Origin of the sequence: Fusobacterium ulcerans (assembly GCF_003019675.1) — a bacterium.
Taxonomy (GTDB): domain Bacteria; phylum Fusobacteriota; class Fusobacteriia; order Fusobacteriales; family Fusobacteriaceae; genus Fusobacterium_A; species Fusobacterium_A ulcerans.
The window spans coordinates 2,865,410-2,889,831 of record NZ_CP028105.1 but is presented as its reverse complement, the minus strand read 5'-3'; the positions used below and the strand labels follow the sequence as shown (position 1 = coordinate 2,889,831).

Here is a 24,422-nt window from a genome sequence, read left to right as displayed (position 1 = left end):
CAAGAGGCTTAACCTATTGAAATAATATATCCGTGCCATAACTAAAAGAAAAATATATCCTCAAAATCAGATTAAATGACTATTATTTTTTCAAAATTTTATTATTAAGATCAATAATTTTTTTACATATATCCTCTGCTCCTACAATATCACTTACAAGACATATCCTTTTAGCCCCTCTTTTTATTATTTCATCTATGTTATAGTCTTTTATTCCACCTATGGCTATAAATGGCAGATGAAGATTCTTTACAGCAAATTCTAAATATCCAAGTCCAACTGGAGCAGTATCTTTTGTCGTCGTTGGAAATATAGGGCCCACTCCAATATAGTCTACATCTATATCATTGTATGCTGCCATTCCCTGTTCCTCTGAATGAGTAGACAAGCCAATAATCTTATTTTCACCTAGAAGTTTTCTCACATCGGCTGGCTTCATATCCTCCTGCCCTACATGTACTCCATCAGCATCTACCAGCATAGCAATAGCTACATCATCATTTACTATGAAAAGTACATTGTTTTTTCTGCAAAGCTCTCTTATAGCTCCTGCCTCTTCTACTTTTTCTCTGGAATTTTTTCTCTTATCCCTATATTGAACTATTTTAATTCCACCTTTTATCATTTCTTCTACACATTGATAATTGCTCTTCCCATTGGCAAAATTATCTCCAGTTATCCCATATAACCCTTCTGGTATATCTATTCTATTCCTCAATATATCCACCTCTTTTTAAAGCTATCTCTGCCATAAGAGCAGATATCACTGCCACCTTATGAGAATATGTTTTGTATTCAGAAATGTCTTTTTGAAAATCTCCCACTATATACAGGTTTTTTCCTGCTTCTTCCACTCGGATTCCTTCACAGTCATGACTGGCTATCCCAGAAGCAGATATTATCAATTTTCCTAAAGGATACAATTCTTCCACAAGCATACTTTTATACTCTTTTTTATCAAACCCTTCTATTACTATATCACAGTCTTTGAAAAATTCTTTTATATTCTCTCTTTCAAATTTGATGATACTATATTGAAAATCTCCATCTGGATTTATCCTTTTTAAATTTTCATATAGCATTTCTGCTTTGTACTTTCCTACCTGATCTTTGAAATAAAACTGTCTGTTGAGATTTGATTCTTCAATAATATCAAAATCTCCAAATTTCAACTCTTTCACACCTGATCTCACAAGATGAACAGCTGTGTTAGAACCTATTCCACCTGTTCCAGCTATTCCTATTCTCATACTAATGTCTCCCAGTCCTTATATACTACTTCCAGACCTCTTCCTCTTATAGCTCTTACTATATCCTCTACATCCCTGTTGTCAGTTATATCAAATTGAGCAGTAGATTCATTTTCATGTGAATATCCTCCAACTTCTGTTTTAGACCCAGCAGAAAACTTAGTTACTCCCAAAGCTACAATATTATCTCTCATTGCTGCACTTTCTCTAGTGGAAAGAGTTATTCCTGCCTTTGGCTGAAATATTCTGTTAGCAAGGAGTATCTGCACAAAAGTCAAATCATCTACAGCATAGCTGTCCTTTAGATTTCCTTCTGCTTCATTTACTCTTGGAAAAGATATACTGAATTCACTGTTTGGATAATTTTCCATGAGATATTTCAGATGAAGCCCTGTCTTAAAAGCATCACTCCTGATACCTCCCAGTCCAAGAAGAGCACCTATTCCAATAGTTCTGATTCCTGCCTTTGCTCCTCTTTCCGGTGTATCAAGACGATATTTAAAGTTTCTTTTCTCTCCAGATAGATGCACCTGTTCATATCTTTTTTCGTCATATGTCTCCTGATATACAGTGAGTCCATCCAGTCCATCTTCTGCCAGATATCTATAATCTTCTTCATCTAAAGGCATAACCTCTATCGAAACAGAGGAGAAATATTTTTTCAATACATCTATTCCGCCTTTGAGATATTCTTTATCTACCAGCCCTTTCGCCTCTCCTGTAAGAAGAAGTATATTTCCGATTCCGCTTTTAGCTATTTCCTGTGCTTCATGCTCTATCTCTTCAAATTTCATATGTCTTCTTTTTATATGATTCTTTTTTGAAAAACCACAGTAGACGCAGTTGCTTGTACAATAATTTGAAACATATATTGGAAGATACAATCCTATTACATTACCAAAGTGCTGTCTTGTAAGCTTTGCAGCTTTTACTGCCATCTCTTCCAGATGATCTTGAGCCTTTGGTGAAAGGAGGTTTAAATAATCATATATTCCCAGTTTATCCTTCCCTATGCTTTTTTTTATATCTTCATCTGTAACATTAGAAAAATAGTTTTCAAAATCAAAATCTTTCCATTTTACAAGTTCATCATAATAGCTCACTTATTTGTCACCTCTGAAAAGAAATCCAGTCAATGGTGATGAAGCACTGGCATATCTCTTTTCCTCTGCTATTTTAGCCAGAAAAGCTTCCCTTCCAGCTTCTACTGCCAATGAAAAAGCTCTTCCCATTTTCACTGGATCTTGTGCTGTAGCTATTGCTGTATTTACAAGGACAGCGTCGCATCCCATCTCCATAGCTATTGCAGCATCAGATGGTCTTCCTATTCCAGCATCTACTATGATAGGAACTCTGTTAGTTTCCAGCATCATTTCTATAAGGGGTTTAGTTACTATTCCTCTGTTAGAACCAATAGGCGACCCTAAAGGCATAACTGCTGCTGCTCCTGCATCTTCCATTCTTTTAGCTGCTATAAGGTCAGGCATCATATATGGAAGTACAATAAATCCTTCATCAGCTAGTATTTTTGTAGCCTTTATTGTTTCTGAATTATCTGGCATAAGATATTGAGAATCATTGATTATCTCTATTTTGATAAAATCACCACATCCAGCTTCTCTTGCTATTCTCGCTATCTTTACAGCTTCCTCTGCTGTTCTTGCTCCTGATGTATTAGGAAGAAGAGTTATATGTTTAGGGATATAATTCAATATATTTTCTTTAGGATTTTGAAAATTTATTCTTCTTAATGCCATAGTTATTATTTGTGACCCACTGGCTTCCAACATAGGAGCTACTAAATTTTTATCTGAAAATTTTCCAGTACCTGTAAGAAGTCTGCTTCCAAATTCATGTCCTTTTAATATAAACTTATCCATTTTACCTTCCTTTTTTCTATCTAAAATATATAATTTTTCATAAAAACTTAAAGGATTGTGTAATTTATGAAAGAAAGTTAGATTAATACAGCGAAATTGAACGCTAAAAAATATAACTGTTTGAGGCAAAGCTGAGTTCCAGTAATTAAGCAATTTTAATTGTTATAATTACTGAGATGCAACAGCAAAGCTGTTGTAATCCTTCTTTGCCATGAGCCTAATTAATCAAGTTTCTCGAATATGAAACAATCCTTGGTTTTTTACATATAAATAACTAGTAATCAAACTTTCTTCTACCCTCCAGATACAAAAGAAAGTACTTCTATTTCTGCATTTTCAGATATTTCAGTAGCTTCCCATCTATCTTTTTTTACTATTTCATCATTTACAAGAACAACTGCTCCACCGAGTTCTATCGACCATTCTCTTTCCAGTTCCATAAGAAGCTCTTTTACAGTGGATATTTTTTCTGATGAATAGTCCTTTCCATTTAAAAGTATATTCATATTTTCTCCTTGTAATATTAATCTAAAATCTCATTGCATCTTTTCATTGGGCAAAGATCTCCACACATAGTACATACTTCCTCTTCTATAGGAGCAGAGGATGCTCTGTAAGCTTCTGCCTTCTCAGGATCTATACATTCGCTGAACATCCCTTTCCAGTTAAGCTCTCCTCTGAATTTACTCATTCTGTGATCCCACTCTATAGCTCCTTTTAATCCCTTTGCTATATCAGCAGCGTGTCCAGCTATTCTCGATGCCATTATTCCCTCTTTCATATCTTCCAGAGTAGGCAGTCTCAAATGCTCTGCTGGTGTTACATAGCAAAGAAAATCTGCTCCAGATGATGCTGCAATAGCTCCTCCAATAGCTGCTGTAATGTGATCATATCCAGGAGCTATATCTGTAACTAAAGGTCCTAATACATAGAAAGGTGCATTGTGGCATAATTTTTTCTCAATCTGCATATTTGTTACAATCTCATGCATAGGTACATGACCTGGTCCTTCTATCATTACCTGTACATCTTTTTCCCATGCTCTTTTTGTAAGCTCCCCAAGTATTAAAAGCTCCTGAATCTGTGGTGCATCTGTTGAATCATGAATACTTCCCGGTCTAAGTCCATCTCCCAGACTAAGTGTCACATCATATTTTCTACAGATATCAAGGAGTCTGTCGTAATGCTCAAAGAAAGGATTTTCTTTATCATTCAGCATCATCCATTGGAATAATATTGAACCTCCTCTGCTTACTATTTTAGTCAGTCTCTTATTATTTTTTAATCTATCTACACAAGTTCTGTTTAGACCTGCATGAATAGTAAGAAAATCAATTCCATCTTCACAATGCTCCTCTACTACTCTGAACAATTCCTCTACAGACATGTCTTTTATATTTTTTCCAAGCTTTGCAACTGCATCATACATAGGTACTGTCCCAAGCATAACTGTTGATTTTTCCACAAGCTCTCTTCTGAATTTCTTAGTATCTCCAAAAGTACTCAAGTCCATTATTGCATCTGCTCCATATTCAATAGCTTTTTGAACTTTTACCATCTCTCCACAGTAATCACAGCAATCTTCTGATACTCCAAGATTTACATTAACCTTAGTTTTAGTTCCTTCTCCAACGGCTCTTGGATAAAGACTTTTATGATTGATGTTAGCTGGTATAACAACTCTTCCCTGAGCCATTTTTTCCATAAGCTCTTCCCTTGTCATATTTTCATCTCTTGCTACTATCTCCATCTCTTTTGTGAAGATGCCTTTTTTTGCTGCTTCCATTTGTGTTGAATACATATTTTTTCCTCCTAAGTTTTTTATTCCTGAGTTATAGGGCAGAAAATAAAAAATGCCCTATACCAAACGGTATAGAGCAATGTGCTACTTTCTGCCAGATAATTCTAAATAAGGCTGAAAAGATAACTTGCTTCCCTCCGCTGGTACTATCCAGATCAGGTTCCAAGGGTCAGGTTTTATCCTTCTCAGCTTTTCAGCTCCCCTAGCAGTTTTAATTATTATTTTCTTTTTTACGATTCGATTATATTACTTAAAAACATTTTTGTCAAATTTTTTCTTTTTCTTACACACTATTGAAAATTTCTTAAAGTAAATTGTTCTTTCCTATTTAAAGTCTCCTTCTTTCCTATTATATTCTTCCAGTCCTTTTTTTACTACACCGGATAATCCAATAAGTGCGATTATATTAGGCAGTACCATAAGTCCGTTGAACATATCAGCAAGTTCCCATACTAGCTCCACTTTTAAAAGGCAGCCTAGAAATATGAAAACTAAAACCACATATGAATATATGTCCACACTTTTCTTACTGGAAAAAAGATATCTGATATTTGCTTCCCCGAAGAAATACCAGCCTATAATAGTAGAAAAAGCAAAGAAAAGAAGAGCAACAGCTACAAATATTGTTCCTAATTGTCCCATTCCTTGTTTAAATGCAAACTGTGTCAATGTTATCCCTGTCATTTTTCCATCTATCGGTACATTTGACAATATTATAAGAGCAGTTATAGTAAGTATTATAAATGTATCAAAAAATACTCCAAACATTGCCACTATACCTTGATCTATAGGATTCCTGACTTTGGCTATAGCATGGGCATGAGGTGTACTTCCCATTCCTGCTTCATTGGAAAACAATCCCCTTGCAACTCCATATCTTACAGCCTGCTTTACCCCCACTCCCAACAGTCCACCTGTGGCAGCTCTAGGGTTGAATGCTCCTACAAATATCATTTCTATTCCATGAATAGTTCCACTCAAGTTAGAAAGAAGTATATATAGTCCTCCTATCATATACAATACAGCCATAAAAGGTACTATTTTTTCTGTGAAGGAAGCTATCTGCTTTACTCCGCCTCTGAATATAAGACCTGCTACAACAACAGTTATAGCTCCCATAATAATTGGATTTATTCCAAAGGCTTCCTTAAATGCTTCTCCAATAGAATTTGCCTGTACCATATTTCCTACAAACCCAAGAGCGATTATTATAGTTACGGAAAAAAATACTGCCAGACCTTTGCATTTTAATCCTTTGCTGATATAGAATGCTGGTCCACCTCTCACTTCTCCGTTTATATCCTCTTTGTATATCTGAGCAAGAACAGCTTCAGCAAATATAGTTGCCATTCCGAAAAAAGCTGTTACCCACATCCAGAATATAGCTCCAGGTCCTCCTGCTGCTATAGCAGTAGCTGCTCCAGCCAGATTTCCAGTTCCAACCTGTGCTGCTACAGCAGTAGCTAAAGATTGAAATGAATTCATCCCTTTGGAATCTGCCTGACCCTTTCTTGAGCCTCTATGAAATACCCTTCTAACACTGTCCATAAATCTAGTGACCTGAACTCCTTTCAGCATCACTGTAAACATTATTCCTGTTCCACACAGTAAAAAAATCAATAAGTAACTCCAAAGAACATTATTAATGCTCTTTACTACCTGCAATACGCTGTCCATTTTCCCTCCTCTTTCCCTAAGAATTTCAATAGTGTTATAATAAAAGTCCTATATAAACTATAGGACTTTTAAGATTTACTTATAATACATTATTTTCATTTTAATGTCAATATGAAATTTTTTTTTCTTTTATATGGAAGAAAAATAGTTCTTTTTTAGTACAAGAATCCTATTTTTTTATGTTATATTAAAAAATTTCAAGTTTAAATTTAGTATTCAAGAAGAATATGATAGATGCTTAACTATTTAAGGAATAATTTTTAATTATAAATATACAAAAACCAGATTCCAAAATAAAGAATCTGGTTTATCTAGTTAATCAGAATAAAATTCATATCCATTCTTTCCACTTTTTTTAGCCTGGTACAAAGCTTTATCTGCTTTAATGAATATTTCTCTAAAGCTATCAGAAAATTGTATTTCATAAATTCCAATACTTATAGATATAGATTTTTCTATATTCAGTTCTTTAGAAAGCCTTTTAACTTTTGGAAGAACTCCTTTTAATTTTTGAATTATCCATTCAATTGACGATATCTGTGGAAGAAATACAGCAAATTCATCTCCACCTAGTCTGCCTATAATATCTACAGAACGAAATGATTCTTTAAATATATCTGCAATTTTATGTAAAACTATATCTCCAAACGGGTGTCCATATGTATCATTTATCTCTTTAAAATCATCCACATCAAATATCATAAAAATATTTATCCCTTTCATGATATCTATTTTCAAATTCAGAGAAATAAGCTCTTCTAAAGTAGCTCTATTTAAAAGATCAGTAACTGCATCATATTCAGCTTTCTTTTTCAATTCATAATTATATTGATTTTGCATTAATTCAAATATTTTTTCATTATGTACATTTTTATATGACCCAATAATCTTATCCAAAGCATTATCAGAATCTAAAAGTTTGTGGTATTTCATATGAAACCAATTTTTTTGCTCATTATCCACTAAAAACTCTATATCTTTTTCACAATCTTTTTGAGAGATTATACATTCGTACAATGAAATACAGTTTTGTATAGTATTCACTGAATTTTCATCTCCAATTAATTTACTGAACATCCTTATCTCTTTATCTGGAAATATATAAAAATTAGTATTATCAAATATTTTTAATATATCATTTTTTACATCATACTCAAAATAGCTTTCTAAAAGAAGATCAGTAAACATTGCATAACGTTTTCTTTCCATTTCCAATTCTTGATTCATTTGAACTAATGATGAGATATTTGTGAAAATAAGATAAACAGTTGGAAATTTACCTTCATATAGTTCCCCTGTAAAAAATCCATTTACTTTTACATGAATAGAATGTCCTGCTACATGAATAAGTCTGTATCTCATTTTAAAAGTTTTTTCCATAGTCTTAGATGCTTCCAGAAATTTTTCTTTTACAAGCTCTACATCATCTGGATGAATGTATAAGCTGCTGTTAAATCCTTGTATTTCAACATTTTCAGCTTTTTCACCAACAAGATTACATAAACCTTGATTGAAATACAAGATTGTTAATTCATCATTAAGAGCAAATTTTCCTATTCCATCTGCTGCCAATGTTAGAGCTTCTTCAAGTTCATTATTTTTTATCTGATGATTTGAATTAATGTAGTAATAGTTATTTTTCTTTGAAAATAATGCCATATTTCTCTCCCCTTAATTAATTTTTGACATTAGTAATCACTTTTTTGCAATTTATTTTTTATGAACTTGAAATTTTTTTGTTAATATTATATTTTTTAGTAAAAAATTGTTATTTCCCCTCTTAAATACATTCTTTAAAACTAAAATGTATTATATCTACAATATAACACATCCCCCTGATTTAGTAAAGGGTTTTCTTGGGAAAAAATTAGATTTTTAGCCTCTTTATCTCGCTTCAACATTTTCTTTGTCTAACAATTCTTTTGTTTCAGGAAGATAATATTTGATTTCTACTTTATGCCCTGTTTTTTTATCTACCAGATTTTTATAACATTTGTCTAAGTGTTTGCTTCCCCAAAGAATTATACTATTGAACACATCCTCAAGGTCTCTTCCTTTTTCAGTCAATGTATATTTGTATCTAGGAGGATGTTTTTGATATAGCTCTCCTTTGATTATTCCATCTTCTTCTAGACTTTTTAATCTGCCTGAAAGAAGATTAGAGGCTATTCCTGTTAATTTGCTCAAAAGCTCATTGTAGCTTTTATCTTCAAGCATTATTTCGTGAACAATCAGAAGAGTCCATTTATCCCCTATTATATTCAAAGTCTGTGCTATATTACATGGTAATTCATATTGATTTTTCATCTCTTCTCCTTTATGCTTTTATTTTATTTGATCAAAGAGGTCATTTAATGTTTCACTCATTGTAGGATGAGTAAATATTCCATCCCTTAAAAAAGTATAATCTTTCTCTGCCATCATTACAAGCCTTATATTATTTATAACCTCTCCTGACTGTCTGAAAAACAGAGATGCTCCTAATATTTTTCCAGTTTCTGCATCTACAACAGCTTTTAATAGTCCATCAGTCTCTCCATATATTTTCATTCTAGGATTGGCTGCTAAAATTTTTGAAGTTTTTACTTTATATCCTTTTTGTAAAGCTTCCTCTTCTGTCATTCCTATTCTCGAAAATTGAGGCTCTATAAATACAGTATAAGGCACTGGTCCTCTATCTTTCAATGTATATTTCTTATCTCCAAAAAGTTCATTATAGATGATACGTGAATCATCAAGAGAAGTATATGTAAATTGCAGCCCTCCATGAACATCTCCCATTGCCCATATTCCATCTGCTGATGTATGAAGATTATCATCTGTTTCTACAGCTCCTCTTTCTGTAACTTTTACTCCAGCATTTTCTAATTTTAACCCTTTAATATTCGGTTTTCTTCCAACTGCCACAAGAACAGCATTTCCAATTACACTTTCTATTTTTCCATCTTTTTCATATTTCACTTCATTTTCTAATATCTCTGCAACTTTTGCTCCTAGTATGAATTTTATTCCTTTTCTCTCCATAACTTTTTTGATTTCATCTGCTATTTCTCTATCTTCACGTGCTATAAATAAAGGACTTCCTTCTATAACTACTACTTCTGAACCAAAATTATTATACATATCTGCATATTCCAGACCAATATATCCTCCACCTATTATCACAAGTTTTTTAGGAAGTTCTTTCAGTTCCATTATAGCTTCACTGTCATAGACATATCTACTCTCTCTCAATCCCTTTATTGGAGGAATAACAGTTTCTGCTCCTGTATTTATAAATATTCTTTCTCCTTTTATTTGAATAACTTCATCTTTCATTTTTACTTCAATAACTTTTTTATTTACAAAAGAACCTTCTCCAGTATATATATCTATATTTTCTTTATCATTAAGATTATCATAATTTTTCTTTCTGAAAAGTGAGATCAGCCCATTTTTATTCTCTATAATATTTTTATATTCTTTGGCATACTCTTCAAAAGAATTTAATTTTTTAAATTTATTCTTAGCAGCTTCGTTTATAAGATATTTTGTAGGTATACATCCTACATTTATACAAGTTCCTCCATACATTTTATCTGATTTTTCTATGACAGCAACTTTCCAACCTTTATCTGCCATTTGTCCTGCTAAAGTTTTTCCGCCTTTTCCAAATCCTATTACCACTGCATCATAATTTTTCATTTTAAAAGCCTCCTCGATAAATTTTATATTGCCTTTTAATTCTATTATATTTTCAACTACCGATTCCTCTTTCCCCTTTTTTTCATTTTACCATACAAGCTTTATTTTATCAAGTAACTTTATTTTTTAAAAATATGTAAATAAAAAAAACTATCTGGTTGTAACAGATAGTTCTTTCAGGTGGCTCACTTTTAATTATTTTATTTTTTTAGATGCTCTGAATTTTATTATTTTCTTAGGATCATTTCTATCTCTGTTCATTTTTCTTTTGTCCTTGAAATTTCCATTGAGAGCCTTCTTCAGATTTTCTATTTTGAAAATACTGTTGATGCTCATATTATTCTTAACAAACTCTGACTTTGACATCAGCGTCAATGCTTCAAACAGCTTTACAGCTCCAAGTTCTCTCCATACTCCCAAGAGTATATGATTGTCTGGACGATAGTTGTATTCTGGCAGATTCAGCTCCTTATATTTTTTTAATATGTCCTGTATCTCTACTGGAGCATCACTTAAATTTTCCTGTTTTAGATTATCATTCGCTTTTTCCTCTTCCCCTGTGTGTGTATTATTTATATCTTTTACTCTTTTATTATCTTCTAAATAAGAAATATCTTCTGATGGCTCTGAAAATTCAGGAATGATTTTATCATCATTGATTTTTTCGGTATTGGGAAAATTTTTTATTTCTTCAATATTTTCAGGAGTGAATATTAATCTTTTCCCTTTAAATTTTCCCTTGTCTCTGTCTTCTATCAGCTGTACCATTTTTAATTTTTCAAATATTTTTAATCCTTTTGGTATCCATTCCTTGGTTAAACCACTGTATCTGGCTATTGTCTGAGTGTAGTATTTGATATCCTGTCCATTAAAATCACTATAGATTTCAGTAAGAGTCAGATACAAGTTTCTAAGCTTGTCATGTTCTTTACCCCCATAATACTGATTCCTTAATAATCTCAGTATCTTTTTTTCCTGCCAACAGAATGGTTGATTCTTTGTGTTTCTTTTGTTCTCCATTTTTCGCTCCTTTAAACTCATAGTAATATATACTGACTTATTTATATCTAATACTTCTTTTTTAATATTTTTTAAAAATATTTAAATTTTTTACAAATGCAACGATTCATATATTATCATAACATTCTATTTTTGTATATTAAAAAAATAAAATTCAGAATAAAGGCACTAATAAAAAGCATTCTGAATTTCTTCTCAAATCTCTCTTAATCTATTTATTTCCTTAATATTTTTCAAGACATTTTTTTTAAAAAATTTTTGTTTCAAAAAGTTCATCTTTTTCATCACAATTTATAGAAATAAACTGCCAAAACAAAAAATCACCCACAAGGTAAAATTACCTCATGGGTGATGATTTTTTTATTTATTTTTCAAATAATTATCTATTTCTGCTGCTGCTTTCTTTCCTGCTTCCATTGCAAGTATTACTGTGGCTGCTCCTGTTACTGCATCTCCCCCTGCAAATACTCCCTCTCTTGAAGTCCTTCCAGTCTCCTCTTCTGCTTCTATTCCTTTCCATCTATTGACTTTAAGGTTTTCTGTTGTTGAAGCTATAAGTGGATTTGGTGATGTTCCCAGTGACATTATTACTGTTTCTGCTTCTATTATAAATTCGCTGTTCTCTATTGGTGAGAATTTTGCTCTGCCACTTTCATCTGGTTCTCCAAGCTCCATTCTTATACATTTGATCTCTTTTACCCAGCCTTTCTCATCTCCAACTACTTCTGTAGGCGATACTAGAAAATGGAATTTAATTCCCTCTTCTTTGGCATGTTCTACCTCTTCTCTTCTAGCTGGTAGTTCTGCTTCTCCTCTTCTGTAGACTACTGTTGTATCTGCTCCCAGCCTCTTAGCAGTTCTGGCAGCATCCATAGCAACATTTCCTCCACCTACTACTATTACTCTCTTACCTATTTTTATAGGTGTTGCATAATCAGATTTATTAGCTCTCATAAGGTTTACCCTTGTAAGAAATTCATTTGCTGATATTACTCCATTATAGTTTTCTCCGGGGATATTCATAAATCTTGGGAGTCCTGCTCCGCTTCCTATGAATACTGCTGAGAATCCCTTTCTGTCCAAGAGTTCATCTATTGTAAATGTTCTTCCTACTACAGCATTAGTTACTACTTTTACTCCCAGCTTGTATAGATTTTCTATTTCCTTATCCACTACTTTTTCCTTTGGAAGTCTGAACTCTGGAATCCCATAGCTTAATACTCCTCCCAGTTTGTGAAGCGCTTCATAAATAGTTACATCATATCCCATCTTAGCCAAGTCTCCTGCTGCTGTAAGTCCTGCTGGTCCTCCTCCTATGACTGCAACTTTCTTGTTATTCTTTTCTTTTATCTCATATTCTATTCCATTGGCTATTACCCAGTCTCCTACGAATCTCTCTAATTTACCAATAGATACAGGCTCACCTTTTATTCCTAGTATACATTTTCCTTCACATTGAGTTTCCTGCGGACATACTCTTCCACATACTGCTGGAAGATTTGAGTATTCAGCTATTATTCTTCCTGCTCCTGCCATATCTCCCTCTTTTATCTTTTTAATAAAAGCTGGTATATCTATTGATACAGGACATCCCTGCACACATAGAGGATTTTTACAGCTGATGCATCTTGAAGCTTCTGCCTGAGCCTCCTCCATGTTATATCCGTAGCATACTTCTTCAAAGTTCTTGTTTCTTATATCAGGTTCCTGCTCTCTCACAGGTACTCTCTTCTTTTTATCCACTACTATTTCATGATTAGGACAAGAAGGGTTGTGATGAGTTTCTCCATCTTCTATCATGAGAATATTTCTTCCCTCTTCTGTCTTATACATATTCTGTCTTCTCATTGCTTCATCAAAGTTTACTTGATCTCCATCAAATTCCGGTCCATCTACACAGGCAAATTTGACTCTTCCCTCTATTGTTACTCTGCATGCACCACACATTCCAGTTCCATCTACCATTAAAGGATTTAGACTTACTGTATTTGGAATATTATTTTCTCTGCATTTTTTAGATGCAAACTTCATCATTATCATAGGTCCGATTACAATAGCATGATCATAATGCTTTCCTTCTTTTAAAAGGTCGTCTATTACATCTGTAACCATTCCTTTTCTCCCATATGTTCCATCATCTGTACATACATAGAGATTACCTGATACAGATTTCATTCCATCTTCAAATATTAAAGTATCTCTGCTTCTTGTACCAATTATTACATCAGCATCTATACCATTTTCTTTCATCCATTTTACTTGTGGGTATACTGGAGCTGTTCCTACTCCCCCAGCTACAAAGAGATATTTTTTCTTTTTCAGCTCTTCCATATCTGTATGTATAAGCTCGCTTGGCTGTCCAAGAGGACCTACTACATCAGCAAAATATTCTCCCTTTTCAAATTCTCCCATTTTCTTAGTACTCTCTCCAAGCACTTGAAAAACAATAGCTACTGTTCCTTTTTTTCTGTCATAGTCGCATATAGTCAAAGGGATACGTTCCCCCTTAGCATCTGTCTTAATGATAAGAAACTGCCCCGGCTGAGCTGATGCTGCCAGATCAGGTGCTTCTACATTCATATAACAGATGATTGGTGTAAGCCATTTCTTTTCTACTATTTTATACATTTCCATCCCTTCCTTATTACAATTATCCTTTTTATTATATACCCAAGAGTATACTCAAAGTCAACTTTTAATTTTTTTACAAGTTTTATATAGAAAAAAATTTATATTCCACTCACTTTGTCCCATAATATTTTTGTATTTTTATTCTAAAAAACCTCAAGGAAAATTTAGTTTTTTAGCTTTAAAAGAATTTTTTTTATTCAATACAGACTCCTTCCAATTCCATTATCTTCTTGTATTCAGACATATTTTATGATACAATTTTTTCGTAAATAGACATTAAGATTTTTTATTTTAAATTAACTTATTTTTAGGCAAAATAAACAAAGGAGAAGAAATGTATCTTTATAACAATATTGAACTTCAACAATTAATAATGAAAGAATTAAAAAAAGATAATACAAATATTCATTCGGTTTTATTTGTAATACATGTTGAAAGTTCTATTTATAAAAATGATAACGAGCTTAAAAAAGATATTTTAAAACTTTTAGTGGAATATCCATTATTTCTAAAAAGCTCTTATGGATTTCTTTCTTCAGGAAATATAGTAGTTTTCTCTGATGAAGGAAAAATAGAAGCTGAAGAAATGATGAAAGATTTTCTAAAAAAAGCTAAGAAAGAAAATATCTATAAAAATATTTCTATTGGTGCAACAGTAAGAAAGAACAAAGATACTAATCTTGAGACTCTTTATCAACAAGTTATCAGAGCCATATTTCATGCTGAAACTGCTGGTGGCTGGCAGTATTTTTTCTATTCTGAAGAAAAAGAGAACAAGTTTCTTGAATCAGTAAAAAATTTTTGGGAATTTAATAAGGAATTATCTGATTCACAATTTATTTCTAGATTAATATCAGATAATAAAATAAAAAACCTTTTTGAAAGATTAGATCAATTTGATAATATATCTGAACTTCTATCTTATAGTTCATTTATAAAAAAGGCTCAGGATCATATAAATAACAAAAATGAAAATAAGAAACTGGCTGTATTTTATGCAGATATAATTGGTTTTAAAACTTTAAACAAGATATATGGAGAAGAGGAAGGAAATCGTTTTTTAAGAGCATTTTCTGATTTCATAAAAGCAAATGAATTCTATATAAGTGCTTGTAGAGTATATGCTGATAATTTCATTGAATTATTTACTATTCCTGAAGGAGTTACTTTAGAACAGCTTTCTGTTAAGTTTATAAGAGACTGTAATGGATTTTTACAGGAAGAAGCACATTTCCATCCTAAATGTAATCTTGGATTTATTTGTGGAATGTGTGCTATAGATGACAGAAATGAAAGTATTTATTCATATATAAGTAAAGCTGATGATGTAAGAAAATCTTTAAAACCTTCATTAACATCTAAAAGTGAAGTTTTTGATGCTCCTAAAAAAGCTCTTTACCTAATAAAACAAGAGAGATTAAGAACTATAATGACTGCTTTAGAAAATAAGAGTTTTATTTTTTATCTTCAACCTAAAATAAACATACTTACAAATGAAATTATTGGTGCCGAAGCCCTTGTGCGTATGACATCTTTTGACAGTAACATTCCTCCTCTAATGCCAGGAGATTTTATTCCTTTAATGGAAGAAACAAGAGATATTGTAAGGTTAGATTTCTTTATATACAAAAAAGTATGTGACTATATAAATGAGAGAAAAAAGAAAAATCTGCCATTATTTCCTATATCTGTAAATGTTTCCAGAGAGCACTTTAAAAATCCTCATTTTGTTCAGCAGCTTGACTATATAGTAAAAAATACAGGAATAGAAACAAAGTATCTGGAACTTGAAGTTACTGAAAGTGTTTTCAGCAGCAATATAGCAGATATACTTAATGCTATCTATGATCTTAAATCTTTAGGATACAGCATACAGATGGATGATTTTGGTTCTGGTTATTCAAGTCTTAACCTGTTAAAAGATATTCCCTTTGATTTAATAAAATTAGACAAGGAATTTCTGGGAAGAGGAGAAATATCAAAGAAGAACAGAATCCTTATAAAAGGAATTATAGCTTTATGTAAAGAACTTGATATTCCACTTCTTTGTGAAGGAGTTGAAACTAAAGAACAGATCAATTTCCTTAAACAATCTGGTTGTTCTCTCGTTCAAGGATTCTACTTTGCAAAACCTATGCCTGTAGAAGATTTTGAAAAAATTTATGACAGTGATGATATTGAGTTCTTTAAAGAGGTTTAGTCCTCTTTTTTTTATTCGCTTTTAATTTTAAATATTTTTGTTTATTAAGGAAAAATTTAAATATTTTTTTGTTTTAAATATCTTTTTTAATTAAGTTTAAAATATGTATTTCTGCTTCTCTATTGCAAAACCCCTTAATTGCAGAATCGTTATTTATATACTATAATCTTGTATTTAGACAATTTTTGTGATACAATTTTAGACATAATACAGCTCTTAAAAAATACTTTTTTAATATAGATTCAGAGATATAAAAGGAGAAAAAATGTACCTTTATAATAATACAGAATTGCAGAAAGTAATCATGAATGAAATTGAAAAGAACAGCAGTTGTTTGTATCACGTTTTATTTATTATGGATATTAAAAGTATTCTTCCTAAAAATGAAAAAGAATTGAAAAAAAACATTTTAAAATTAATAGATAAATATCTGCCGTTTCAAAAGAGTTCTATTAAATTTGCTTCCTTAGAAAAAGTAGTTGTTAGTTCTTATGAAGAAAAAGAAAAAATTGAAGAAGCAATAGAAATCTTTTTGACTGAAGCTAAAAAAACAAAGCTATATAAAGATATAAGCATTGGAGCTATTATCAGAGAAAAAGAGAATAAAAATCTAGAGTTCATATATCCTCAGGCTATGAAAGCCCTCTTCTATGCTGCAACAGCTGGAAGCTGGCAGTATTTTTTCTATTCAGAAGAGAAAGAAAGAGAATTCTTTAGAGCAATAAAAAAATTCTGGGAATTTAATGAAGATATTTCCCCTTCAATATTAATTGAAAATAAAAATATGAAAAATCTATTCCATAAAGTTGATCAATTTGATCCTGTCACTAACCTTCCTACTTACACTTCTTTTCTTCAAGAGAGTGAAAGCTATATAAATAAAAATGAAAAGAAAAACATAGCAGTATTTTATGTTGATATAATAGGTTTTAAATCTCTAAATAGAATATATGGTGAATATCAAGGAAATTGTTTTTTATCATCTTTTGCAGACTATATACAGAAACATCCATCTTACATAGCTAGTTGCAGAGTCTATGCTGATAATTTCATTGGAGTTTTTTCTGTTCCAGATGGGGCAGACCTTGAAGAAATGGTTGAATCTTTTATTAAAAAAGGATCTGACTTTCTCCATCATGAAGCTCATCACCATCCCAAATGCAATCTTGGATTTATTTGCGGAGTATGTGCTGTAGATAATAAAAATGAAAGTATATATTCATATATAAGCAAGGCTGATGCTGTAAGAAAATCATTAAAGCCTTCATTAACAACTAAAGGCGGAGTTTTTGATGAAGAAAGAAAAAAACTTTTTATAAAAAAACAGGAACTTCATACAAGAATACTATCTGCATTTGAAAATGATAAGTTCACATTCTATTTGCAGCCTAAAGTAGATACTCGTATCAATAAAATAATTGGAGCAGAAGCTCTTGCCAGAATGGTAGAAAATGGTAAAGAAGTTATGATGCCCGGAGAATTTATTCCTTTAATGGAAGAAACTGGAGATATAGTAAAACTTGATTTTTTGATTTATAAAAAAGTATGTGCATATATAAAGAATAGAATGGAAGATGAACTTCCTCTATTTCCAATATCAGTAAATGTTTCAAGAGATCATTTTAAAAATCCACATTTTGTTGCACAATTTCATAAGATAGTATCTGATCATGGGATTGATCCTAAATACATAGAACTTGAAATAACAGAAAATGTATTTGTTAATAATTTAGAAGATATTTTAATTCCTATTAAAAAGCTTAAAAATCTAGGATACTGCATCCAGTTAGATGATTTTGGTTCTGGTTATTCAAGTCTGAATCTTTTAAAAACTATCCCTTTTGATTTAATTAAATTAGATAAAGGATTTTTAGGAAGGGGTGAAATTTCAGATAAGAATAAGATTCTTATAAAAGGAATTATACAGCTTTGTACTGCTCTTGATATACCTCTTTTATGCGAAGGAGTTGAAACTGCTGAACAGATGGATTTTCTCAAAAAAATAGGTTATTTTACACTGCAAGGCTTCTATTTTTCAAAGCCTACCTGTGTCAATAAATTTGAAAGAATATATAATGAAAATTTATTAACTGCTTAATTTATAAAAATTAGAAATATTATTTTGAATTTTATATGTGGATGGCTTATAAAAAGGTTGTAATTCTAGCTTTTTAGTCATTCACATTTTTTATTTCCAAATTAATTCAAAGCAAAAGAGAAAAATAAAAAAGGCTGTCCATCAAAACAACCTTTTCATATCTTACAATTTTATTTCTTTCAATATATCATATGCAAGCTGAGATTTTTCCTTTTCAGGTATCTCCTTCATATCTTCCTGACTTTTTATTATAAGTATCTCATTAGTTTTCTTCTGCATATTAGCAGCATTGTTAGCCACTATCATGTCCAGATTCTTTCTCTTTAATTTACCAAGAGCATTTTCCACGATATTTTCTGTTTCAGCTGCAAATCCTACTAAAAATTGATCTTTCTTCAATTTTCCCATTTCATAAAGAATATCTGGATTTCTATCAAGAATAATAGTCATGTCTCCATCTTTTTTCTTTATCTTCTCAGTTGAATATGTCTTAGGCTTGTAATCAGCAACTGCGGCACAAGCAATCGCTATATCTACTGTCTCAAATTCTTTTACAGCAGCTTCATACATCTCCTGAGCACTTCTCACCTGAATAAATTTCTTTATTCCTCTTGGTATATCCAGCTCTGTAGGTCCTGAAACAAGTATAACCTCTGCTCCCAGCTTTTGTGCTGCTATAGCCAGAGAATATCCCATCTGTCCACTTGATCTGTTAGAAAGGTATCTCACAGGGTCTATGGCTTCCTCTGTTCTTCCAGCAGTAATAAGTATTTTTTTACCAGTCAGATATTTATCTGTTTCTTTTTCTTCAAAATATTTTTCTAATATCTCTACTATTTCAGCTTCATTCTTTAATCTTCCCTTTGCATTTACATTACATGCTAGAAATCCTTCATCTGATTCAATGAAATTATAGTTATATTTTTTCAATTTTTCTATATTTTCTAACAAAATTGGATTTTCATACATATTGACATTCATAGCCAATGCAAAAAATACAGGGCTCTTAGTTGCTGAAATCACAGTTGAAAGCATATCATCTGCTATTCCATTGGCTATCTTCCCTACTATATTATATGTAGCAGGTGCTACAAGAACTGCATCTGCCCATTGAGCAAGCGAAATATGCTCCACTTCAAAATGAGGAGTTCTGTCCCACATACTCACATAGACTCTCTCTCTGGATAAAGTTTCCAAAGTAAGAGGTGTTATTATTTCAGTTGCATTTTTAGTCATTATAACTTTTACATTGTAACCCTTTTTTTTCAAAAGAGAAACTATGTTCGCCGATTTATAAGCTGCTATTCCGCCAGTTACTCCCAGCAGTATGTTCTTCATTGCTGTCCTCCGATTACTTACCTATTCTTTTTTCAAGGTAATATTCATCTCTTTTTTCTTTAAATTCCTTTATCTGTTCAGCATTAAATCCAGCATCTACCAGACTGTCGAAATCATAATCTCTTATATCTTCCATGAATTCATAGCATCCTTCACTAAGAATATTTGCAAATTTTCTAGTTTTGCTGTATATCTTACTGATTTTTTCCCCTTTATTTAAAAGAGTAACTATTTCCCATTCAATTTTTTTGCTTAGGTAATCCTGATATTTTTTCTTTCCTTCATCTATACCTTTTAGATCAGCCGGCATAGTTTCAAGAATATCTACACTTACCTCTTGAAGATATGTGATTCCTTTTTCTTTTAATGCAGTATTTAATTCTTGAAATTTACTTGATGAGAAAAATTTTTCAATTTCAACTTTATAAGAATATCTTTCTTTAGTATTGTAAGGGATGCAGTAAGAATCCAAGATATTTTTTAGCCTTTGAACTTCCTCTTTGTTCTCCTTAAGATTTTTTTCGAATACTTCCAACTGTCTTGGTGTAAACTTATTCAAAGATTCGATTTCATTGATTAAATTAGAAATTTCGTTTTCTTTAGAAGCAAGAGTCTCTTCCAATTTTTCGATTTTTTTCAAATATTCCTCATCATTACTTTTTTTGAATATTGATAGCAGTCCCATAAATCCCTCCCAAGTACATTGATATTAATTAGATTATAAAGCATTTTTTCAATAACTACAACCATTTTTTTCTTTTAAAGTACGCAAGCATCCCTAAAACCAAAATAAACATGATGCATAGAATTGCATAGTATCCATCACGCCACTCCAATTCAGGCATATATTTAAAGTTCATACCATATAAGCTTGCTAAAAAACTTAATGGCATAAATATTGTAGATATAATTGCAAGTATTTTCATAACCTCATTCATTCCATTACTGATAGTGGAATGATATAGCTGAACAAGTTCAGTTACTCTGCTGTTTAATATATCCAAAGTATCACATACAATTATACCGTGATCATATAAGTCTGTCAGATATATTTTTATATCATCATTAAAATATTCTGTAAGTCCTTTTGACTGTAATTTAGCTATAAGTTCTCTGATTGGTGATATTGATCTTTTTAAAGTTGTTACTTTCTGTTTGAGAGTCATTATAGACTGAAGATCATCTTTATCTGAATTGTCTATAACTTTAGACTCTAAACGATCTATTTCCAATTCTACCTCATCTAATATAAGAAAATAATTGTCAACTATTGTATCTATTATTGTATAAGCAAGATATCCCACGCTTTTCTTTCTCATTTTAGAATTATGAGACTCTATTCTGGCTCTTATAGTATCAAAAATATCCCCTGGACTTTCCTGAAATGTAAGAAGATAATCTTCTCCTAGTATGAATGATACCTGCTCATATCCTATTTCTTTTGAAATAAGATTTAGATTCAACATCTTCATTACTATAAATAGATAATCCTCACGTTCCTCTACCTTCGCTCTTTGAGTGCTGTTTACAAGGTCTTCTAGTACCAGATTGTCCAGATCGTACATTTCTCCTACTTTTTTTATTAGTGGGATATTATGGATACCATCTATATTTACCCAGGTAACTCCTCTGAAATTTTTATCAAAACCAAAGTCATCATCTTCACTATAATTCTCTTTTTTTATTATACTGTCATTATATGAAAACACTTCAATAGATATTTTATGGTTGGAATCTTCACCAGTATAAATTATACTCCCCGGAGGAAGCCCCACCTTCTTTTTTCTATTTGATGAATCGTTCATCTAATTCACCTCACTTCTCTACATCATTTTTTTTCTAAAATAATCGTTTATTTCCTTTTCTCTTTCCTGAGAAAAACTTTTTATTTGTTTTTTTACCAGTTCTTCTATGTATATTATCTCTTTTTTATTTTCAGAATAATATACAGGTGTCTCTTTTAAAGGGGTAGAATAAAATTCAAAATTCTTCCCTTTTATCTTACCATTATATTTGAACCATTGCAAAAAAACTTCTGAATTTATGTAGCCCAGTATGTAAAAAAGACTTAGTTCATCACTTTTTTTTGTTATAAAATATATATCTGCACTTCCATAAAACTCTCCATCATCATATGAAAACTGATTGGTTTTACATCTTTGACGCACCAATATTTTAGGTTTAGTGAATATCTCTCTTTCCCTTGCCCATTGAAGCTCCCACCAATTAATACTTCCTGTCTTTACTTCTCTTCTCTGTGAAAGCTTGTCTTGATATTTTTTCAAATGCTCCATAACAGTTTCATCAGGAACAGCTTTTTCATCTAAATACAGTATCCAGAAGCTGTTCTTTTCATTTGTATATTTTCCTATATCTTTATTTTTATAAAAAGGCTTCAAAAAATCTTTAAATTCCTCCCTATATTCTTCAAATATATATGCCTTATCTAGTCCAGAAACAATCCCCTGATTAACATTGACTAAATCTTTCATTTTATAATTAGACATTTTCAAAATTTTCTTATTAAATTTAAGGGCCTCTTCATCAGCCAGAACTATTTTTCCACTGTCATCATATAATAATGAATTTTTTATTTCAAAATCTTTTTCAGGAATATTTATTTTTACTTTTTTATCTTTCTTTTTATCTTTTTCCCAAAGAAATATTATATTATGCTGTCCAACAGCTTTAGTAAATACTGAATTGTCATAATTCTTTATTTCCAGAAAATTTCCATTTTCCTTTAATACCTGTCTGAGCTTTTTGCCGCTGTCAGCTCTCAGCCAGTAATTAGTAGTAATATATGCCATTATTCCTTCATCTTCTAATATCTCAATCCCTTTTTCTATAAAGAAATAAAAATAGTCCATTCTAGCTTCATAATATTTTTTTCCAAACTCTGTTTCTCTTATTTCCTGAAATATGCTTTTATTATTCTTTTCTCCCAAATATGGAGGATTTCCTAAAAGTATATTAAATTTCATATTTTCTATTTCTAATGAGTTGCAGCACAACACATTTACTTCCCCAGCAAGTCCATACTTCTTCAGCAGTTCTCTTCCTCTTACCATAGTGAGTTTCACTGCTTCTTCATTTATATCAAAACCTGTAATCCAAGAGCTCACAAAAAAATACTCTCCTGTTATCTCTTTAGATACCTCAAGAAGTTTCTCTAAAGCTATCAATAAAAGATTTCCATTTCCGCAGGAAAGATCTCCCAGTTTTACATTTTTTAATTTTTTCAGAGTTTTGTTCTCACCAAAATAGCATTTAAATGCTTGTTCTATGATTTCCTTTGCTATCTTATGAGGGGTATAAATACTGTAATTATACTCTTCTTTCATAAATTAAAACACTTCCATTTTATTTTTTATAAGAGACTTCGCCCAGAATACCATATATACTGCTGAAAATACAACTAATTTAATTATAGTATTATGTACATAATAACTTGCTCCTAAAGCAACTGCTGTAGTGAGTATTACCTTTCCAAAGAATATAAGTGATCTTTTTAATGGAAACTCCATATATTTTTTTCTGAATACATATACAAGAAGGACAAAATTTACTCCTGAAGCTATAGATGTAGAAAGTGCAAGTCCTCTGTATGCCATTGGCTTTATCAAAGCAAAGTTAAGCACTATGTTTATAATAATAGAAACAATAGAGAATCTCACAGGATAAGAACTATTCTTTACACTGTAAAATGCTCTTGTCATTAAATATATTGCTGTATAGAAATATAATCCAAGTGAATAATATAAGAGAGCTTCTGATGTAACTTTTACAGCTTCTTCTCCAAACTTTCCATAAGAAAGAGTCAATCTGATTACATCAGTTGAATAAAATGTCAACACTGCTGTTGATGGAATAATAAGGAAAAGAAGTATATTTAATCCTTTAACAATATTATTTTCTGCTGTCTTTAAATCATTTCTTGCTACTGCCTTTGACAGCACAGGGAATATGACTGTAGATATAGATACTCCAAATACTCCCACTGGAAGCAGATATAATCTTGTTGCATTCTCAAGAGCAGTAACTCCCCCCTCTTGCAGATATGAAGCAAATACCTGATCTACTATTGTATTTACCTGTCTGGCAACTATTCCTACCAGCATAGGACACATAAGTATAAATATTTTTTTCAGATATGGATCTTTCCAATTTATTTTAAAAGAATATCCTTTTACTATTTTAAAGAATGATGGAAGTACTATTAAAAGCTGAAATGCCCCTCCTAAAACCACTCCATATGCTAAAGCTGATATACCAAAAGTCTTGCTGAATCCCATTGAAGCCAGAATTATAGCAAGATTAAAAAATATTGAAGTTGAAGCTGGTATAGCAAACTGCTTAAAGTTATTCAGCATTGCACATATCATTCCAGAAAGACTTATAAATATAAAGTACACTGACATTATTTTTAAAAGTTGTGATGCTAGTATTTTTGTTTCTGTTGGAAACCCATTTACAATGAGGTTTATTATATCCTGTGAAAATATTATCATTAAAAGAGTTACAATGGTACTGAAAACAAAAATAAGATTCAATATAGAATATATGAATTCTTTTCCTTTTTCTTCCCCTTCTATCTCTATTTTCTCATTATATAAAGGGATGAATGAGCTTCCCAAAGCTCCCTCTCCCAGTAATTGTCTAAAGAAATTACTTATTTTAAAAGCACTAAAGTAGGCATCTGTTGCCCCAGAAGCCCCAAAATAGTAAGCTATAATAGTTGCTCTTACAAGTCCAAGCACTCTGCTCACCATTGTTATTATCATTACTAGAAGCCCACTTCTGAACATAAAAAAACTCCTCTATTTTTATTATATGTAATTAT

At 31.4% G+C, this 24,422-nt stretch carries 19 protein-coding genes and 1 riboswitch; of the genes, 2 read left to right on the top strand and 17 right to left on the bottom strand.

Annotated elements, in window-relative coordinates; genetic code table 11:
* Nucleotides 1–82: 82 nt before the first annotated feature.
* The 12 genes from thiE to C4N20_RS13260 form a co-directional block, all read right to left on the bottom strand.
* Nucleotides 83–718, bottom strand: coding sequence for a thiamine phosphate synthase (thiE, locus tag C4N20_RS13315; RefSeq protein ID WP_005977844.1), 636 nt, complete (start codon nucleotides 716–718; stop codon nucleotides 83–85).
* Entirely contained in the window at nucleotides 708–1,250 is a 543-nt protein-coding gene (gene thiF / locus C4N20_RS13310; RefSeq protein ID WP_005977846.1) for a sulfur carrier protein ThiS adenylyltransferase ThiF, read from the bottom strand. Before thiF ends, thiE begins: the two co-directional genes overlap by 11 nt.
* Nucleotides 1,247–2,353 (bottom strand): 2-iminoacetate synthase ThiH, encoded by a 1,107-nt coding sequence (gene thiH, locus C4N20_RS13305; protein ID WP_005977848.1) that lies wholly within the window; start codon nucleotides 2,351–2,353, stop codon nucleotides 1,247–1,249. Before thiH ends, thiF begins: the two co-directional genes overlap by 4 nt.
* The gene (locus C4N20_RS13300; RefSeq protein WP_005977850.1) at nucleotides 2,354–3,130 is read right to left on the bottom strand and encodes a thiazole synthase; all 777 of its coding nucleotides are present in this window, start codon (nucleotides 3,128–3,130) and stop codon (nucleotides 2,354–2,356) included.
* Between the two features lie 293 nt (nucleotides 3,131–3,423).
* Entirely contained in the window at nucleotides 3,424–3,636 is a 213-nt protein-coding gene (thiS, locus tag C4N20_RS13295) for a sulfur carrier protein ThiS (protein ID WP_005977852.1), read from the bottom strand.
* A gap of 17 nt (nucleotides 3,637–3,653) precedes the next feature.
* Complete coding sequence (thiC, locus tag C4N20_RS13290) at nucleotides 3,654–4,931, bottom strand: phosphomethylpyrimidine synthase ThiC (RefSeq protein WP_005977854.1); 1,278 nt, start codon at nucleotides 4,929–4,931, stop codon at nucleotides 3,654–3,656.
* A 115-nt stretch (nucleotides 4,932–5,046) separates the two neighbouring features.
* A riboswitch (TPP riboswitch) is annotated at nucleotides 5,047–5,145 on the bottom strand.
* A gap of 110 nt (nucleotides 5,146–5,255) precedes the next feature.
* Entirely contained in the window at nucleotides 5,256–6,608 is a 1,353-nt protein-coding gene (locus C4N20_RS13285; protein ID WP_005977857.1) for an alanine/glycine:cation symporter family protein, read from the bottom strand.
* 315 nt (nucleotides 6,609–6,923) lie between these two features.
* Nucleotides 6,924–8,267 (bottom strand): sensor domain-containing diguanylate cyclase, encoded by a 1,344-nt coding sequence (locus tag C4N20_RS13280; protein WP_005977859.1) that lies wholly within the window; start codon nucleotides 8,265–8,267, stop codon nucleotides 6,924–6,926.
* A 225-nt stretch (nucleotides 8,268–8,492) separates the two neighbouring features.
* Nucleotides 8,493–8,915 (bottom strand): winged helix-turn-helix transcriptional regulator, encoded by a 423-nt coding sequence (locus C4N20_RS13275; RefSeq protein WP_005977861.1) that lies wholly within the window; start codon nucleotides 8,913–8,915, stop codon nucleotides 8,493–8,495.
* An 18-nt stretch (nucleotides 8,916–8,933) separates the two neighbouring features.
* Nucleotides 8,934–10,292, bottom strand: coding sequence for an FAD-dependent oxidoreductase (locus C4N20_RS13270; RefSeq protein WP_005977863.1), 1,359 nt, complete (start codon nucleotides 10,290–10,292; stop codon nucleotides 8,934–8,936).
* 195 nt (nucleotides 10,293–10,487) lie between these two features.
* Nucleotides 10,488–11,312 carry a hypothetical protein gene (locus tag C4N20_RS13265; RefSeq protein WP_005977866.1) on the bottom strand — a complete coding sequence of 275 codons (825 nt, stop codon included), beginning with the start codon at nucleotides 11,310–11,312 and terminating at the stop codon, nucleotides 10,488–10,490.
* Between the two features lie 360 nt (nucleotides 11,313–11,672).
* Nucleotides 11,673–13,940: a bifunctional dihydroorotate dehydrogenase B NAD binding subunit/NADPH-dependent glutamate synthase gene (locus C4N20_RS13260; protein ID WP_106878596.1), complete on the bottom strand. Its 2,268-nt coding sequence runs from the start codon at nucleotides 13,938–13,940 to the stop codon at nucleotides 11,673–11,675.
* A gap of 337 nt (nucleotides 13,941–14,277) precedes the next feature.
* Here C4N20_RS13260 and C4N20_RS13255 point away from each other — a divergent pair, with 337 nt between their 5' ends.
* Both C4N20_RS13255 and C4N20_RS13250 read left to right on the top strand, forming a co-directional pair.
* On the top strand, nucleotides 14,278–16,143 hold the full coding sequence (locus C4N20_RS13255) for an EAL domain-containing protein (protein ID WP_005977874.1): 1,866 nt from the start codon (nucleotides 14,278–14,280) through the stop codon (nucleotides 16,141–16,143).
* 265 nt (nucleotides 16,144–16,408) lie between these two features.
* Complete coding sequence (locus C4N20_RS13250) at nucleotides 16,409–18,241, top strand: EAL domain-containing protein (RefSeq protein ID WP_005977876.1); 1,833 nt, start codon at nucleotides 16,409–16,411, stop codon at nucleotides 18,239–18,241.
* A gap of 162 nt (nucleotides 18,242–18,403) precedes the next feature.
* On the opposite strand, the gene coaBC is transcribed toward C4N20_RS13250, so the two are convergent.
* From coaBC to murJ, 5 genes are read right to left on the bottom strand one after another with little or no spacing between them, the layout of a single operon-like run.
* On the bottom strand, nucleotides 18,404–19,579 hold the full coding sequence (gene coaBC, locus C4N20_RS13240) for a bifunctional phosphopantothenoylcysteine decarboxylase/phosphopantothenate--cysteine ligase CoaBC (protein ID WP_005977879.1): 1,176 nt from the start codon (nucleotides 19,577–19,579) through the stop codon (nucleotides 18,404–18,406).
* A gap of 13 nt (nucleotides 19,580–19,592) precedes the next feature.
* A complete protein-coding gene (locus tag C4N20_RS13235) occupies nucleotides 19,593–20,264 on the bottom strand; it encodes a hypothetical protein (RefSeq protein WP_005977892.1) in 672 nt (223 codons plus the stop codon).
* 55 nt (nucleotides 20,265–20,319) lie between these two features.
* A complete protein-coding gene (gene corA / locus C4N20_RS13230) occupies nucleotides 20,320–21,384 on the bottom strand; it encodes a magnesium/cobalt transporter CorA (RefSeq protein ID WP_005977894.1) in 1,065 nt (354 codons plus the stop codon).
* A gap of 18 nt (nucleotides 21,385–21,402) precedes the next feature.
* The gene (locus C4N20_RS13225; RefSeq protein ID WP_005977897.1) at nucleotides 21,403–22,923 is read right to left on the bottom strand and encodes an Eco57I restriction-modification methylase domain-containing protein; all 1,521 of its coding nucleotides are present in this window, start codon (nucleotides 22,921–22,923) and stop codon (nucleotides 21,403–21,405) included.
* A gap of 3 nt (nucleotides 22,924–22,926) precedes the next feature.
* The gene (murJ, locus tag C4N20_RS13220) at nucleotides 22,927–24,387 is read right to left on the bottom strand and encodes a murein biosynthesis integral membrane protein MurJ (protein WP_005977899.1); all 1,461 of its coding nucleotides are present in this window, start codon (nucleotides 24,385–24,387) and stop codon (nucleotides 22,927–22,929) included.
* Nucleotides 24,388–24,422 lie beyond the last annotated feature (35 nt).